The following is a 15,079-nucleotide window of genomic DNA, read 5'->3' as shown; positions in this document are numbered from 1 at the left end:
ATCTGGGGACGCGGACGCCGACGAGTGCCCGCCCGCCGCGGGCCGCGGGGCGGGCGCGGGCGTGCCGGGCGCCGGCACGTCCCCGAGGGAGGTCGGGCCGTCGGCGGTCGTGCCGGCGTCACCGGCACCGGGCCGGCCGTCCGGGCGGGCCGGCGTGGCGGCGGTCCGGGCCGGCGTGGCGACGGTCCGGGTCGGCTCGGGCCCCGTGTCGAAGGCACGGGCGGGGGTGCGGCGCTCGTCGGCGTGGCCGAGGTCGACGGGGTCGACGATGGGCCGGCCGCCCGGGCCCGCGGGCCCCTCGTCGGCCGGGGTGCGACGGGTCGGGCGCTCCGTGCCCTGCGCGACCTCGTCGGCGACGTGGCGGACCCGGGCGAGGACGGACTCGAAGCCGCGGACGTCGGTCGGCGCCTCCTCGTCGGGCGGGCTCCCCGCGCCGGGGGCCGGTCGCGCGCCCTCCCGCACCCGCGCCGCGCCGCCGCCGCCGGCGGGGTCGCCGTCCGGGTCGCCGTCCGCGCGGTCGGCGGCGCGGAGCATCTCCTCGAGGGAGGCGGGCGCGTCGGCCGAGCCGACGGGGACGCCGGGGGCCGGGCGTGCCGGTCGCGACGCGCCGGCGCCTCCCCCGCCCGGGGCGCCGGGCGCCGGGCGGGACCCGGGCCGGCCCGCGCCGGACCCGGACCCCGACGCGGACCCCGACGCGGACCCGGCGGAGCCGGAGGGCTCCGGGGACGCGGAGGACCCGCCGGCGTCTCCCCCGGCGGGTCCGTCCGGCACGTCGACCGTGAGCTCGAAGGTCTCCTTGGCGAAGAACCCCGCGATGCCGCCGGTGCGCACCCGCTCGGCGCGCACGATCCGCACGTCCGGGCCGTACTCCGCCCGGACCTGCGCGATGAGCTCGGCGACGTCCGAGCCCTCAAGCAGCAATCGCGTGGCCACCGCTCACAACCCCGATCGTCTCGATGTCCAGGCCCGCACCCGTGACCTCCGAGTAGGAGAGCACAGGCAGGCGGCTCGGGCCCAGCTGGACGAGACGGTGGAGGGCGGGACGGATGGCCGGGGCGCACACGAGGACGACGGAGCGTCCCTCGGCCTCGGCGGTGGCGACGACGTGGCGCAGCTGCGTGAGCACCGCGTCCATGCGCTGCGGCTCGAGCAGCAGCTGCGTGCCGCCCTCGCCGGGACGCAGCGACTCGAGCAGGTGCTGCTCGAGCATGGGCTCCAGGGTGAGCACCCGCAGCACGCCGTCCTGGGCGTGGGCGGCGGCCAGCGCGGGCCCGAGCGCGCCGCGGGCGGCCTCGACGAGCCCCTCCGCGTCGGTGCCGGTGCGCGCCTTGAGCGAGAGGGCCTCGTAGATGCGGGCGAGGTCGCGGATCGGCACGGCCTCGGCGAGCAGGCCCTGGAGGACGCGCTGCACCTCGCCGAGGGTCAGCACGCCGGGCACGAGCTCCTCGACGACGGAGGGGTTCACGCGCTTGAGGGCGTCCGTGAGCATCCGCACGTCCTCGCGGCCGAGCAGGCGCGCGGCGTTCTGCGTGATGAGCGAGCCGAGGTGCGTGATGAGGACGGACACGCGGTCGACGACGGTCGCGCCCGACAGCTCGGCGGCGTGCCGCATCTCGGCCGGCACCCACTTGCCGGGCAGGCCGAAGACCGGCTCCGTGACGGCGACGCCGGGCAGGGACGCGAGGTCGTCGCCCAGCGCGAGGACCTGGCCCGCGGGCGCCTGGCCGCGGCCCACCTCGACGCCGGCGATCTTCACCACGTAGGTGGACCGCGGCAGGTCGACGCTGTCGCGGGTCCGCACGGGCGGCACGACGATGCCGAGCTCGAGGGCGACCTTGCGGCGCAGTCCGCGCACCCGCCCCAGCAGGTCCTGCTCCGGCCCGTTGCCGACGAGGTCGACGAGGTCGGGGGCGAGCAGCACCTCGAGGGTGTGCACGCGCATCTGCTCGATGAGCTGCTCGGGGGTGTCGGGCGAGGGCGCGGCGACGTCGGCGACGACGGACTGCGTGGCGAGGACCTGCGCCTCGCGGTCCTCCGTCGCCTTCACGCGCTGCGCGGCGACGACGAGGCCCACGCCGACGAGCAGGAACGGCACCTTCGGCATGCCGGGCAGGACCGCGAGGGCGACGGCCGCGGCACCGGCGATGAGGAGCGCCTGGCGCGACTGCATGAGCTGCTTGGAGGCGACCGTCCCCATGTCGCCCTCGGTGGAGGAGCGCGTGACGACGATGCCGGTGGAGACCGAGAGCAGCAGGGCGGGGATCTGGGTGACGAGCCCGTCGCCGATGGTGAGGATCGAGAACTTCTCGACCGCCTCGGCCGCGGTGAGGCCCATCTGCACGATGCCGATGACGAAGCCGCCGACGAGGTTGATGACGGTGATGACGATGCCCGCGATGGCGTCGCCCTTGACGAACTTCGAGCCACCGTCCATGGCGCCGTAGAAGTCGGCCTCGGCGGCGACGTCGGCGCGCCGCCTGCGCGCCGTGTCCTCGTCGATGAGCCCGGAGTTGAGGTCGGCGTCGATCGCCATCTGCTTGCCGGGCATCGCGTCGAGGGTGAAGCGCGCCCCGACCTCCGCGACGCGGCCGGCGCCGTTCGTGATGACCGTGAACTGGATGACGACGAGGATGAGGAAGATCACCAGGCCGATGACGAGCGAGCCGCCCACGACGAAGTGGCCGAACGCGTCGATGACCTCCCCCGCGTGCCCGTCGCGCAGCACGAGCCGGGTGCTGGCCACGTTGAGGCCGAGCCGGAACAGCGTGAAGACGAGGATGAGCGAGGGGAAGATCGAGAAGTCCAGCGGCCGCTTGATGTACATGCTGGTCAGGAGGATGACCATCGAGGCGGCGATGTTCGTCGCGATGAGCAGGTCGAGCAGCGGCGCGGGCAGCGGCACGACGAGCAGCAGCACGATGCCGACGACTCCGGCCGGCACGGCCATCTGGGCGAGGTTGCGGTTCTTCACGTGTGCGTCAGTGCTCCCTGGCGGCGGTCGAGCCCGAGGTGGAGACGGCCGCGGTCACCCGTTCGGCCGAACCCGTCACCCGGTCATCGGCGGCGGCCGCCCCGGCCTTGAGCCGTGCGGGACGACGGGCCGCACGGGCCTCGGCGCGGGCCTCGGCCGGCGTGCGCAGCTCGACGACCGACCCGCCGGGCACCGTGTGCCGGCCGGCGGCCGCGCCGCGGCGGCGCAGGTTCATGACGAAGGCGAGCACGCGGGCGACGGCGGTGAACAGGTGCTCGGGCACCTCCTGGTCCACGGCGCACACGGCGTGCAGGGCGCGCGCCAGCGGGACGTCCTCGACCATCGGGACGCGGTGCTCCGTGGCACGGGCGCGGATCCGGGTCGCGAGCGCCCCCGAGCCCTTGGCGACGACACGCGGCGCGCCCTTGCCGGGCTCGTAGCGCAGCGCCACGGCGACGTGGGTGGGGTTGACGAGCACGACGTCGGCCTCCGCGACCGCCGACATCATGCGGTTGCGGCTCATGGCCTGCTGCCGGGCCCGGATCTGGCCCTTGACCAGCGGGTCGCCCTCGGAGCTCTTGCTCTCCTCCTTGATCTCCTGCTTCGACATCCGCGTCTGCTTGCGGTTGCGGCGGATGACCACGGCGACGTCGAGCGCCGCGAGGAGCAGGCCGGCGGCCACGCCGGTGCGCAGGATGGTCGCGGTGCCCTCGCCGGCGATCCGGACGACCTCGGAGACCGGCATGACGCCGGAGGCGACGAGGACGGGGGCCAGGCCACGCACGGCGGCGTAGAGGACGAGCCCGATGACCGCCGTCTTCAGCAGCGTCTTCAGCCCCTGCCAGAGCGCCTGCGGCCCGACGAGCCGCTGGACGGCGGACTTGGGCTTGAGGTGGTCGAGGTGCAGGCGCAGCGGCGTGAAGCGGTACCCGCCCTGGACGATCCCGACGACGAGCGCGACGACCGCCACGACGGCGAGCATGGGCGCGACGGTCGTCGTGATGGAGCGCAGCCCCTCGCCGAGGAGGTGCAGCGCGACCTCGGGGTCCGGCTGCGCGCCGACGCGGGCGACGGCGGCGAGCTGGTCCTCGGCGGCGTCGCGGCCGCGCTGGAGGACGGTGGGCACCATGAGGGCGCCGGCCCCGAGCGTCACCCACGTGGAGACGTCCGCCGAGCGGCCGATGGACCCCTTCTTGCGGAGCTCGCGCATCCGCTTCGGGGTGGCCTTCTCGGTCTTGTCACCGCCCCCGCTCACGGCGTGACCCCCGTGAGCAGGTCGACGCCCTGACCCGTGAGGGTCTCGACGACGCCCGGCAGGGCGACGTAGGCGAGCGAGCCCATGACGAGGGTCAGCAGGATCTTCAGGGGGAAGCCCATCGCGAAGGCGTTGAGGGCGGGGGCGACGCGCGTGAGCAGGCCCAGGCCGACGTCGGCGAGGAAGAGCACGACGACGAGGGGCCCGGCGACCTGGAGCGCGGCGACGACCATCTGCGACAGGCCGGCGGTGAGGCCGGCGGCGAGCCGGTCGAGGTCGAGCGTGGCATCCAGGGGCACGGCGTCGAAGGAGCGCACGAGCCCGGACAGCACGACCTGGTAGCCGTCGCTGACGAAGAGCAGCGTCATGGCGGTGAGGGTGTAGAAGCGCTGGAGCGGGCCGGCCATCGTCGCGGAGAGCGGGTCGTACGCGGCGGCCATCTGGAACCCGCCGACGAGGTCGAGCAGCGCGCCGGCGGCCTGCACCGCGGAGAACGCCAGGCTGACGGCGAACCCGAGGGCGGCGCCCGTGACGGCCTGGAGGACGAGGGCGGTGACGAAGGCCCCGGTCGACCCGTCGCCGAAGCGCTCGAGGCGCGGGCTCACGGCGAGGGCGATGCCCATGGCGATCGCGACCTTCACGGTGCCGGGGACGCCCTTCTGCGCGAACGGCGGCGCGACGAGCAGGAACGCCACGACGCGGACGCCGGCGAGCATCGTCGTGACCAGCACGTCGGTGGCGACGGTGACGTCGACCGGCCCCACGCCTAGCCCCCGACCAGCGTGGGGACGGAGGCGAAGAGGTCGTGCGTGAAGGACACGAGCTCCGAGATCATCCAGTGGCCGCAGACCACGAGCGCGAGCGCCGCGGCGAGCGCCTTCGGCACGAAGCTCAGCGTCACCTCCTGGATCTGGGTGACGGACTGCAGCAGCGAGACCGTGAAGCCCACGACGAGCGACGTGATGAGCACGGGCGCGCAGAGCTTGGCGGTGAGGAAGAGGGCCTGGCCCCCGAGGTGCAGGACGGCAGCGGTGTCCACGTCAGCCCCCCGCCCCGGTGTAGGAGCCGATGAGCGAGGTGACGATGAGGCCCCAGCCGTCGACGAGCACGAACAGCAGCAGCTTGAAGGGCAGCGACACCGTGACGGGCGGCAGCATCATCATGCCCATCGCCATGAGGGAGGAGGAGACGACGAGATCGATGACGAGGAAGGGGATGAAGACGACGAACCCCATGATGAACGCGGCGCGCAGCTCGGAGAGCATGAAGGCCGGCACGAGCGTGGTGAACGGCACCGACGCCGCGTCCTGCGGGTTCTCCAGGTCGGCGGCCCGCGTCATGAGCGCGATGTCGGCCTCCCGGGTGTGCTCGAGCATGAACGACTGCAGGGGGGCGCGGCCGGCGTCGACCGCGGCCGCGAAGGTCAGCTGCCCGTCGAGGTAGGGCTGCACGCCGAGCGTGTTGACGTCGCCGATGACCGGGGACATGACGAACAGCGACAGGAAGAGCGCGAGGCCGGCCATCACCTGGTTCGGCGGCACGCCCTGGAGGCCGAGGGCGTTCCGGGTGAGCGCCAGGACGACGAAGATCTTGGTGAAGCTCGTCGTCATGAGCAGCAGGGCCGGCGCCACCGAGAGCAGCGTGATGCCCAGCAGCACGACGATGGAGCTGCTCGGGGTGCCGTTGACGCCGTTGACGCCCACCGTGACCGAGTCGCCCAGGGCGCCGGCCGGGCCGGGCGCCGCGGGGGCGGCGGGGTCGGCCGGCGGCGTCGGGGCCGTGGCGGGGACGTGCGCGGCCGGCAGCGCGGCGACGGAGGTCGTCGCGACCGCCCCTCGGACGGCCGGGGAGACGGCCGCGGAGACGGCCGGGGAGGCGGCGTGGGCGGCGGGCGCCAGGGCGGCGGCGGCGAGGAGGAGACCCGCGGCGACGAGAACGGCGGCGAGGGCGCCCCGCACCGCCCGGCGCGCGGACGGCAGCGGCGACGTCCCGACGGACGCCGCGGTCACCGGCGGACCGTCCGGTCCTGCACGGCGCGGACGGCGCGGCGCCACGTGCTCGGCGAGAGCACGGAGCCCGCGAGCGGGCCGGTGGGACGGACGTCGGAGAGCTCGAGGTGCAGGAGCTCGGGCAGCTCGCCCACGGTGGCGCCGGCGAGGTCGGCGGCCGCGACGGGACGGGCGGTGCGCGCCGGGGCGGCCACGGCGACCCGGCCGGCGGTCGCCGGGACGGCGGTCGCGGGGACGGCGGTGCGGGTGCGCTGCCCGGGGACCGCGACCGCGGCCGGGGCGTCCTCGTCGAGCGCGGTGAGGGCCGACCAGGCGGCGCCGGACCAGCCGGCGTCGACCGCGCGGGGGGCGTCGGCCACGTCGACGGCGTCGGCGGCGTCGAGCGCGTCGCCGGCGGGCGGCTCCGCGTCGGCGGCCGGGACGGAGGCGGGGCCCGACGGCAGCGCGGCGCGGCGCGTCCCGGGGCGCAGGGCGCGCGGGGCGCGGAAGGCCTGGGTCGCCAGGACGAGCTCCTCGTCGGGCACCGCGTCGAGCTCGGTGATCATCGAGACCTGCTGCTCGCCGTAGCCGAGGAGCAGGCGGCGCTCGCCGACGGCCACGACGGCGACGCCGGCGTTCTTGCCGAGGGACTGCTTGCCGACGACGCGCACGTCGGCGCCCGTGGCGAGGCGGCGCAGGCGGGAGCCGCCGGCCTTGCGGCCGAGGACCCAGACGAGGCCGACGACGACGGCCAGGGACAGGACGACGCGGAGGGCGAGGGTGAGGGCGGTGGCGTCCACGGCGATCAGGCGTTCTCGGGCGTGGCGACGATCTCGGTGATGCGGATGCCGTAGTCCTCGTCGACGACGACGACCTCGCCGCGGGCGATGAGGCGCCCGTTGACCATGACGTCGGCGGGGCTGCCGGCCGTGCGGTCGAGCTCGAGGACCGCGCCGGGCGCGAGCTCGAGGACCTGGCGCATGGGCATCCGGGTGCGGCCGATCTCGGCCGTGAGGGTCATCTCGACGTCGTAGAGGACGCGCATGGAGGCGCGCTGCGTCGGGACGGCGCCGGCGGTGGGCGTCGTGACGCGCGGGCCGCGCTGGCGCAGGCCGAACCAGGCCACCGCGATGCCGTCGCGGGTGAGGGCGACGAGCTCCGTGTCCTCGGCGACGCAGGCCGCCACCGTCTCGGTGCGGGCGCCCTCGAGGACGCCGGCGCCGAGCGTGCGGGACGCCGCCTCGAGGGCGGGGCGCAGCGCGTCGACGAGCTCGAGCGCCGTGCCGCCGGCCGCGCCGGCGCCGAGGGCCTCGAGCACCGCGCCCTGGGCGACGAGCACGAGCTCGGCGCTCGGGGAGCCGACGAACGAGGCGACGACGGCCACCTCGTCGGGCTGGGGGCCCTGGCCGGCGGCGGGCGCGACGCCGAGCGGGACGGTCGAGGGGACCAGGGCGGCCGCGGCGACGGCCGCGGTCTGCGCCAGGGAGGTCGTGGTGCTGGACATCAGTGGTTCTCCTCGACGGTGACGATCTGGCAGGCGAGACGGGCGCCCTGGGAGCCGGCGGCGGCCCGGGCGAGGACGACCCCGTCGACGACCACGTCCAGCGGTCGCGAGACGGGGTGGCGGATGGGGAGGACGTCCCCGACGGCGAGGCCGACGACCTCGCGGGGCTGCACGGGCACGGGCGAGAACCGGACGGAGACCTCGAGGGGCGCGTCCTGGATCATCTGCTGGAGCTGGAGGACCGCGGCGTCGGCGGCGGCGAGCTCGTCGTCCGTGCGGGTGTCCTCCTCGCTGGAGGCCCGGATGATCCCGAGCAGGGGCTCGGCGGGGATCATGAAGGTGGCGGTGTCCGTGCGCTCGCCGAGCCGGATGGAGAACGTCGCGACGAGGACGTTCTCGGCGGCCCCGACGGCCTGCACGAACTGCGGGTTGTACTGCACGCCGCGGATCGACATGTCGAGCGGGGTGACGGCCGCGAAGGCGTAGCCCAGGTCGTCCAGGCAGTGCTGCAGGACGTCCTTGACGAGGACGAGCTCGATCTCCGTCAGCTCGCGGGCGGGGCGGTCGTCGCCCATGCCGGCGCCGCCGAGCAGGTAGTCGACCCAGACCATCGTGGCGTCCATGGGGATCTGCAGGAGGCTGGTCTGGCGCGTCTGCTCCACGGTGCACAGGACGACGCCCGTGTGCGAGGGCAGGGAGTTGGCGTACTCGTCGTAGACGCGCAGCGACAGGTCCTCGAGGGTGACCTGGCAGGTCTGGCGCAGCCGCGCCGTGAACTGGGTGCCCCACTGCCGCGCGAAGCGCTCGAGGGCCATCTCCAGCAGGCGCGCGTGCTCGCGCGCCATCGTCATCGGCCGCCGGAAGTCGTAGGGCTCGGGCACGCCGGTGCGGGCGCGCCGGCTCGCCGAGGCGGGGCGGGTGGTGCTCTGGACCGTCACAGGGCGTCTATCGGCCGGTGCCCGGCGGACCTGTAGCGAACGGGTGACGGAACTTCCCGGACGTGTCGCGCCCGGTCGTGTCCCCCCGTCCCGCGCGGCCGACGGTGTCGGGGCGGGGTGGGGGTGGGGGTGGACCGGGGCGGCGCGCCCGCCGGCCCGGTGGGGACCGGGCGGGCGGGCGGCCGACGTCAGGCGGGACGGGTCACTGGGTGACGTACGTCGTGAGGTACACGTCCATCACCTCGTGGTGGTACGCCTCCTCGAGCTGGTGCAGGAGCTCGGCCTTCAGCTCCTCGCGGTGCGTCGGGTCGTTCACCTCCGCCATGGGACGGCCCGAGTAGAGGGCGATCGCCTTGTCGAGGGCCTTGGAGGGGTCCGGCTCGCCGTGCGCGCCGGCACCGAGGACGAACTGCAGGCCCAGGCCCAGGCGCAGGTAGTGCCCCTCGGCGAGGTTGATGCTGACGGCGTCGACCGTCAGGACGTCGCCCGGCTCCTGGACGACCTCCTCGGCGGCGTGCTCGCCGCCCTCGGCACCCTCCTCCTCGCCGCCGGGGGCGAGGAGGAAGACGTACGCGCCGGCGCCGAGCACGAGCACGACGACCGCGACGAGGATCAGCAGGAGCTTCTTCCTGCCCTTCTTCTTCGGGGCCTCCTCGACGACCTCCTCGACGGGCGCCTTGCCGCCGCCGCCGATCTTGCCGCCGATCTTTCCGGTCGAGGTGGTGCGCTGCTCCGTGGGCATGTCAGTGTCCGTTCGATGCGTTCGCGATGGTGGGGACGAGGGCGCGCACCTGGTCGGGGGCGCTGGACAGGACGACGATGTCGACCCGTCGGTTGGCCTCGAGGGCCTCGGGGGTGTCGCCGGCGACGAGCGGTCGCGTGTCGCCGAAGCCGACCGCCTGGATGCGGCCGCCGGGGACCGCGTCGTGCTCGACGAAGCGCCGCAGCACCTGCGTCGCCCGGTCCGTCGACAGCTCCCAGTTCGTGGCGTAGCGCCCCGAGACCGGCAGCGTGTTGGCGTGGCCCTCGACCGAGATCTGCTCCGACAGCCCGCGCAGGACGGGGGCGGAGGAGTCGAGGACGGTCATGGCGGCGGCGGTGAGGTCGGCGCTCGCCGCCGCGAAGAAGACGTCGTCGGCCACGAGCCCCATGACGAGGCCGCGGTCCGTGATGGTGAACCGCACCTTGTCCTGCAGGCCGCTCTGGCTCAGGGCGCCGGAGATGGCCGCCTTCACCTCCTCCAGGTGCGAGGCCTCGGCCTGCGCCGCCGCGACGTCCGCCGCGTCGGCGCCCTCCAGGCTCGCCCCCGAGGCGCCCTGCGACCCCTGGTCCGTCGGGACGTACGTGGGGTTCGACGCCTGCATGCCGTTCATCGCGTCCGCCGTGACGAGGTCGGCGTTGAGGGCGTCCTGCGCCGGCGAGTCGAGGTAGGCGCTGTCGTCGAGCACGCCCTGGCTGCCGTCGAGGACCGACACGGAGTCGGCGGAGCTGAACCCCGACGCCAAGGACTTGCGCAGCTGCTGGAACTTCTGCGCGTCGACCTGGCTCATGGCGAACAGCACGATGAACAGCGCCATGAGCACGGTCATGAAGTCGGCGTAGGAGACGAGCCAGCGCTCGTGGTTGACGTGCTCCTCGTGCTCCTCGTGCTTCTTGCGGCGGCCGCCGGGAGCCCCGTGGCCGCCGCTCACGCCGCCGCCTTGTCCTTCGCCGCCCCGCCGCCGTCGGGCAGGAGGCTGCGCAGCTTCTCGCCCACCATGCGCGGGTTGGAGCCGGCCTGGACCGCGAGGAGGCCCTCGAGCGCGAGCTCCATCTGGTGCCACTCGAGCTCGGCGAACCGCTTGATGCGGGCGCCGATGGGCAGCCAGAGGATGTTGGCCGAGAAGATGCCCCAGAACGTGGCGACGAACGCGCCGGCGATGGAGTGGCCCAGCGAGCTCGGGTCGTCGAGGTTCTCGAGCACGTGGACCAGCGAGATGACCGTGCCGATGATGCCGACGGTCGGGGCGTAGCCGCCGAGGTCGGCGAAGAACTTGGCGTTCTGCTTGTCGACGGCCTTCTTCGTCGTGATCCGGTCCTCCATGAGCTGGCGGAGGTCCTCGGGGTCCGTGCCGTCGATGGCCGACTGCAGGCCGCTGCGCAGGAAGGGGTCGTCGATGCCGCGGGCGGCCTCCTCGAGGGCCAGCAGGCCCTCGCGACGGGCGCGCTCGGCGAGGTCGACGACCGTGTCGACGGTCTTGGACGGGTCGGGGGTCTTCGCCAGCACGCTCTTGGGCAGCGCCTGGAAGGCGCGGATGACGTCCTTGAGGGTGTTGCCGATGAAGCCGACGCCGATGGTGCCGCCCCACACGAGGATGAGCGGCGGCACCAGCATGATCGAGGCCGGGTTGCCGCCCTCGAGGATCATCGCGGTGAAGATCGCGCCGATGCCGATGGCGAGACCGATGAGGCCGGCGGGATCCATCAACGGCTCCTGGGACGCAGCGGCACGGCCGGGGCGAGGTGCTCGGCGTGCGGGTCGGACGAGGACGTGCGGCGCGGGTCGGCGCCGGGGGTGGTCGGGTCGGCACGGCGGCCGGCCTCGGGGGCGTCGCGGCCGTCGCCGTCACCGGGCGCACGGCTCCGGGCGGGGGTCTCGACGATCTCCTGCGCCCGCGCCAGCAGCTGGGAGCGGTGCTCGTTGACCCGGTCGACGACCTCGGCCATGGACTCCTCGACGATGTACTTCGTGCCGTCGATGAGCGTGAGGATGGTGTCGGGCGCACTGTCGATGCGCTGCACGAGGTCCGGGTTCACCCCGAACTGTCCTCCGTTGAGGCGCGTCACGACGATCACGGCACATCCCGTCCCTGGTGCGGTGCGGCCCGGGCGGTGGCCCGGTCGCGGGGCCCCTCCGTGGGCCCTGATGCTCGTCCGATCGGCCCGCGGTGCCCGACCTTGAGCGATCGGGGAGGCGCCGGCCCCTCCTCCGGGTGACATCACCCGTCCGGCGGCTTCCCCGCCGCCGGCCTGCGGTGGGATGTCCGGGTCACGGGGGCGGCACGGCGGACCGCGCCACCCCGCGACGGGCTTTCCCGACGGCAGCGGGCGGGGCCCCCGGAGAACGTCGGGACGCATTCCGGCGACCCGTCACCGTCCACAGCGGTGGACATTGCTGTGGACGGAGGCGCTGCTCGGAGCACGGGGAAAACGCGGGACGCCCCCAGCCCAGGAAAGGGCAGGGGGCGTCCGCAGGATTGCCACCCGCGACCGGGGGCGGGCCAGTACCAGGAAGGGTGGAGGAATGGCGGGGCGAGGAGGGGATCAGGGCTGGAAGGACCAGTGCCAGGACTCGCGCGGCGTGTCGGCGACGAAGCCGTGCTCCCCGCCGTGCTCGCGCATCCACGCCAGCGCCGAGGCGTCGAGGTCCAGGTCGACCGCCATCCCCCAGCCGTGGTCGCTCGTGCCGGGCGTCGCGGCCAGCCCGCCCTGGGAGTACAGGCCCTTGCGCTGCGCGACGTCGACCTGGGCCGCGTAGGAGCGGTAGGAGTCGGTGATGCCGATGCTGACGCCGTCGGCGCGGGCGGCCGCGAGGAGGTTCTCGAGCCCCTCGGCCGCCGGCTGCCAGAGCCGGTGCCCCGAGCTGCCCACGGGCTCGAGGGCGGAGTCGGGGATCTTGCCGTTCCCGTACGCCGCCAGCGCCGCCGGCACCCGGCCGCCGCCCAGGCGGGTCACGGAGGAGGACCACGCGGTCGCGGCCGTGGCGCCGGACGTGGCCTCGTCCAGCGCGGTCGCGAAGGCCGTCGCGGACGACGGACGGCCCGTCGTGACCGACGACGTCGAGGCCGTGGCGCTCGTCGGCGCCGCCGGGCTCGTCACGAGCTGCTGGATCTGCGCCATGCGGTCGGCGATCGCCGAGATGCCGTCGAGCATCGTCCCCCCTGCTGCGTGCTGGTCTGCTGCGTGCTGGTCTGCGGCGTCGCCCGCCGTGCTGGTCCCCGCGGGCGGGGCCCGGGCGGGCGGCGTGGTGCCGCCCGCCCGCGGCACCGCGCCGCCGTGCGCGTCAGCGCTTGAGGTTGACGAGCTCCTGCAGGATCTCGTCGGACGTCGTGATGACGCGGGAGTTCGCCTGGAAGCCGCGCTGGGCGACGATGAGGTTCGTGAACTCGCTCGAGAGGTCCACGTTCGACATCTCGAGCGCGCCGCCGGCGAGCGTGCCGCGGCCGCCCGTGCCGGAGGTGCCGATCTGCGCCGCACCGGAGTTGGAGGTCGTCGTGTAGAGCGAGCCGCCCGCCTTCTCCAGGCCCCCGGGGTTCGTGAAGTTGCCGAGGGCGATCCGGCCGATCGTCTGCTTGAGGTTGTTGCTGAAGGAGCCCGTGATGGTGCCGTCCGTGCCGAGCGAGAACGACACGAGCTGGCCGGCGTCGTAGCCGTCCTGCGACTGCACCTGTGCGGACGTGACGCCGGCGTAGGAGGTGAGCGCCGAAAGGTCCACGTCGACGCCGCCGACCGTCAGGGTCGCGACGGGGGCCGCGGGGTCGACCGGGGCGCCGTCGACCGCGCTCAGCGCGCCGCCGGTGTAGGTCAGGGTGCTCGCGCCCGTGGCACCGGTGCCGTCGCTGCCCTCCACGCCCCAGCCGTCGGCCGTGCGCGTGAACCTCAGGGCCAGCGTGCGGGCGTCGCCCTGGGCGTTGTAGACGGTCGTCGTGCGGTCGAGGACCGTGCCGACCGCGGCGTCGTTCGGCAGGTTGCCGACGAAGTCGGCCGCCGTCGTCGCGCGTGCCGGCATGAGCGTCCCGGCGGGGACCTTCATGGTGGTGAGGGGGCCGTTCGTGTCGATGGTGCCGTCCGCGGCCGCGGCCCAGCCCTGCACGAGGGCGCCGTCGCCGGGCAGGACCATCTGGCCCGTGGCGTCGAAGTCGAAGTTGCCGGCGCGGGTGTAGAAGTCCTGGCCGCCCTTGCTCACGACGAAGAACCCGTCGCCCTGGATCATCATGTCGGTGCTCTTGCCGGTGAGCTGCGCCGAGCCCTGCGTGAACGACGTGGAGATGCCGGAGAGCTTCACGCCCAGGCCCGCCTGCGCCGGGTTCGTGCCGCCGACGCCGTCCTGCGCCGCCGAGCCGCTCTTCACGACCTGGCTCAGGGCGTCCTGGAAGCTGGCCTGCGAGGACTTGAAGCCCGTCGTGTTGACGTTCGAGATGTTGTTGCCCGTGACGTCGAGCATGGTCTGGTGGGCGCGCAGGCCGGAGATGCCGGAGAAGAGCGAGCGGAGCATGCGGAGGGGTCCCTTCGGGTGGTGGCCCGGTGGCCGGGCCGGGCGACGCGGGCGTCGCCGGGAGGTGTGTCGAGGGGTCTGCGGGGCGCGTCTGCGACGCGCGGGCGCCGGCGGGCGGCGGCCGGCAGGGTCAGGCGGCCGGGGTCGCACCGGCCGACGGGGCGGTGATGGCGGTGACCTCGTCGAGGCCCAGCGTCTCGTCGCCGACCTTCACCACGGGGCTGCCGACGCTGTAGGCGACGGAGGACACCAGGCCGGTGCGGGTCGTCCCGTCGGGGGCCTCCCAGCTCACCTCGCGGCCGACGAGGGACGCCCCCGCCATGCGCATCTGGAGGGCGTACTGGTCCGCCATCGTGGTCTTCAGCGCCTCGAGGCTCTCCATGGAGCTCAGCTGCGTCGTCTGCGTCATGAGGGCCGAGGAGTCCATGGGGCTGCTCGGGTCCTGGTTCTGCAGCTGCGTGACGAGCAGCCGGAGGAACGCCTCCTTGTCCAGCTGCGTCTTGTCCTCGGCGACGGGCGTCGAGGCGGGGGTCGCGGCGGTGCGCTGCGCGGTGAGCGCGGAGACCGAGATGTCGGTCACGAGGTCCTCCTGGGCCGGGCGGGAACGGTGCGGTGCGCGGGTGGCACGGGTGCTGCGGGCTCAGAGGTCGAGCTCGAGCGTCCCCGGCACGCCGGGGCGGGCGGGGCGGACCCCGGGGGTGCCGTCGGGGGCGCCGTCGGGGCGTCCCGTCGTGCGGGTGGCCGTTCCCTCGGCCGGGGCGCCGGTGCTCCGGCCGCCCGAGGTCGCGTCCTGCGACCCCTCGTCGGAGGACCGGCGCGCGGACGCGTCGGACCCTCCGAGGTCCACATCGGCAGGCAGACCCGCGTCCTGCAGGTCTCGCCGCAAGTCGGTCAGCGACTGCTTCAGCGCCTCGCGCGTCGCGTCCGACGCGCCGAACAGCTCGATGCGCACGCCCTCGGGCGTGATGTGCGCGACGACGCGCGCCTCGCCCAGCGTCAGCGGGTCCAGCGGCACGGTCAGCACGTGGTGCCCGGGCGGCAGCTGGCCGAGCCCGACGAGGCGCGCCCCGAGCTGCTCGGCCACCGGGAGCGGCAGCGGGGCGGTCGTGGCGGCCGGGGCCGCCGGTGCCGCGGCGGGCGCGGCGGGGGCGGCGGCGCCCGTGGTCGCC

The 15,079-nt window shown here is 74.7% G+C and carries 16 protein-coding genes and 1 pseudogene; all 17 read right to left on the bottom strand.

All coding sequences use genetic code 11. From position 1 onward, the window contains the following. A pseudogene (locus tag EJA20_RS16080) lies at positions 1-933 on the bottom strand (hypothetical protein); the annotation flags it as partial. Further along, on the bottom strand, positions 911-2,971 hold the full coding sequence (locus tag EJA20_RS16075; protein ID WP_129339556.1) for a flagellar biosynthesis protein FlhA: 2,061 nt from the start codon (positions 2,969-2,971) through the stop codon (positions 911-913). The pseudogene EJA20_RS16080 and the gene EJA20_RS16075, both read right to left, overlap by 23 nt. Before the next feature lie 7 nt (positions 2,972-2,978). Beyond that, positions 2,979-4,226 (bottom strand): EscU/YscU/HrcU family type III secretion system export apparatus switch protein, encoded by a 1,248-nt coding sequence (locus EJA20_RS16070; RefSeq protein WP_129339555.1) that lies wholly within the window; start codon positions 4,224-4,226, stop codon positions 2,979-2,981. Further along, positions 4,223-4,990, bottom strand: coding sequence for a flagellar biosynthetic protein FliR (locus EJA20_RS16065; protein WP_240675575.1), 768 nt, complete (start codon positions 4,988-4,990; stop codon positions 4,223-4,225). Before EJA20_RS16065 ends, EJA20_RS16070 begins: the two co-directional genes overlap by 4 nt. Before the next feature lie 2 nt (positions 4,991-4,992). After that, the gene (fliQ, locus tag EJA20_RS16060; protein WP_129339554.1) at positions 4,993-5,265 is read right to left on the bottom strand and encodes a flagellar biosynthesis protein FliQ; all 273 of its coding nucleotides are present in this window, start codon (positions 5,263-5,265) and stop codon (positions 4,993-4,995) included. Between the two features lies 1 nt (position 5,266). Next, complete coding sequence (fliP, locus tag EJA20_RS16055; RefSeq protein WP_420836442.1) at positions 5,267-6,124, bottom strand: flagellar type III secretion system pore protein FliP; 858 nt, start codon at positions 6,122-6,124, stop codon at positions 5,267-5,269. 107 nt (positions 6,125-6,231) lie between these two features. Further along, complete coding sequence (locus tag EJA20_RS16050) at positions 6,232-7,014, bottom strand: flagellar biosynthetic protein FliO (RefSeq protein ID WP_164984025.1); 783 nt, start codon at positions 7,012-7,014, stop codon at positions 6,232-6,234. A gap of 5 nt (positions 7,015-7,019) precedes the next feature. Further along, the gene (gene fliN, locus EJA20_RS16045; protein ID WP_129339551.1) at positions 7,020-7,718 is read right to left on the bottom strand and encodes a flagellar motor switch protein FliN; all 699 of its coding nucleotides are present in this window, start codon (positions 7,716-7,718) and stop codon (positions 7,020-7,022) included. Next, the gene (locus EJA20_RS16040; RefSeq protein ID WP_240675573.1) at positions 7,718-8,656 is read right to left on the bottom strand and encodes a flagellar motor switch protein FliM; all 939 of its coding nucleotides are present in this window, start codon (positions 8,654-8,656) and stop codon (positions 7,718-7,720) included. Before EJA20_RS16040 ends, fliN begins: the two co-directional genes overlap by 1 nt. 202 nt (positions 8,657-8,858) lie before the next feature. After that, entirely contained in the window at positions 8,859-9,398 is a 540-nt protein-coding gene (locus tag EJA20_RS16035) for a flagellar basal body-associated FliL family protein (RefSeq protein ID WP_129339550.1), read from the bottom strand. A 1-nt stretch (position 9,399) separates the two neighbouring features. After that, the gene (locus EJA20_RS16030) at positions 9,400-10,347 is read right to left on the bottom strand and encodes an OmpA/MotB family protein (RefSeq protein ID WP_129339549.1); all 948 of its coding nucleotides are present in this window, start codon (positions 10,345-10,347) and stop codon (positions 9,400-9,402) included. Next, the gene (locus tag EJA20_RS16025) at positions 10,344-11,120 is read right to left on the bottom strand and encodes a motility protein A (RefSeq protein WP_129339548.1); all 777 of its coding nucleotides are present in this window, start codon (positions 11,118-11,120) and stop codon (positions 10,344-10,346) included. Before EJA20_RS16025 ends, EJA20_RS16030 begins: the two co-directional genes overlap by 4 nt. Continuing rightward, positions 11,120-11,491, bottom strand: a complete 372-nt coding sequence (locus EJA20_RS16020) for a flagellar FlbD family protein (RefSeq protein WP_129339547.1) — start codon at positions 11,489-11,491, stop codon at positions 11,120-11,122. Before EJA20_RS16020 ends, EJA20_RS16025 begins: the two co-directional genes overlap by 1 nt. A 468-nt stretch (positions 11,492-11,959) precedes the next feature. Beyond that, complete coding sequence (locus EJA20_RS16015; protein WP_129339546.1) at positions 11,960-12,568, bottom strand: M15 family metallopeptidase; 609 nt, start codon at positions 12,566-12,568, stop codon at positions 11,960-11,962. Positions 12,569-12,698: 130 nt separating this feature from the next. After that, positions 12,699-13,910, bottom strand: coding sequence for a flagellar hook protein FlgE (locus EJA20_RS16010; protein ID WP_129339545.1), 1,212 nt, complete (start codon positions 13,908-13,910; stop codon positions 12,699-12,701). Between the two features lie 130 nt (positions 13,911-14,040). Further along, complete coding sequence (locus EJA20_RS16005) at positions 14,041-14,490, bottom strand: flagellar hook assembly protein FlgD (RefSeq protein WP_129339544.1); 450 nt, start codon at positions 14,488-14,490, stop codon at positions 14,041-14,043. A gap of 60 nt (positions 14,491-14,550) precedes the next feature. Beyond that, on the bottom strand, positions 14,551-15,079 hold a 529-nt coding region (locus tag EJA20_RS16000; protein ID WP_164984024.1), incomplete at its 5' end, for a flagellar hook-length control protein FliK.

Origin of the sequence: Cellulomonas endophytica (genome assembly GCF_004123805.1) — a bacterium.
GTDB lineage: Bacteria > Actinomycetota > Actinomycetes > Actinomycetales > Cellulomonadaceae > Cellulomonas > Cellulomonas endophytica.
This window is presented reverse-complemented; position numbering and strand designations above follow the sequence as displayed.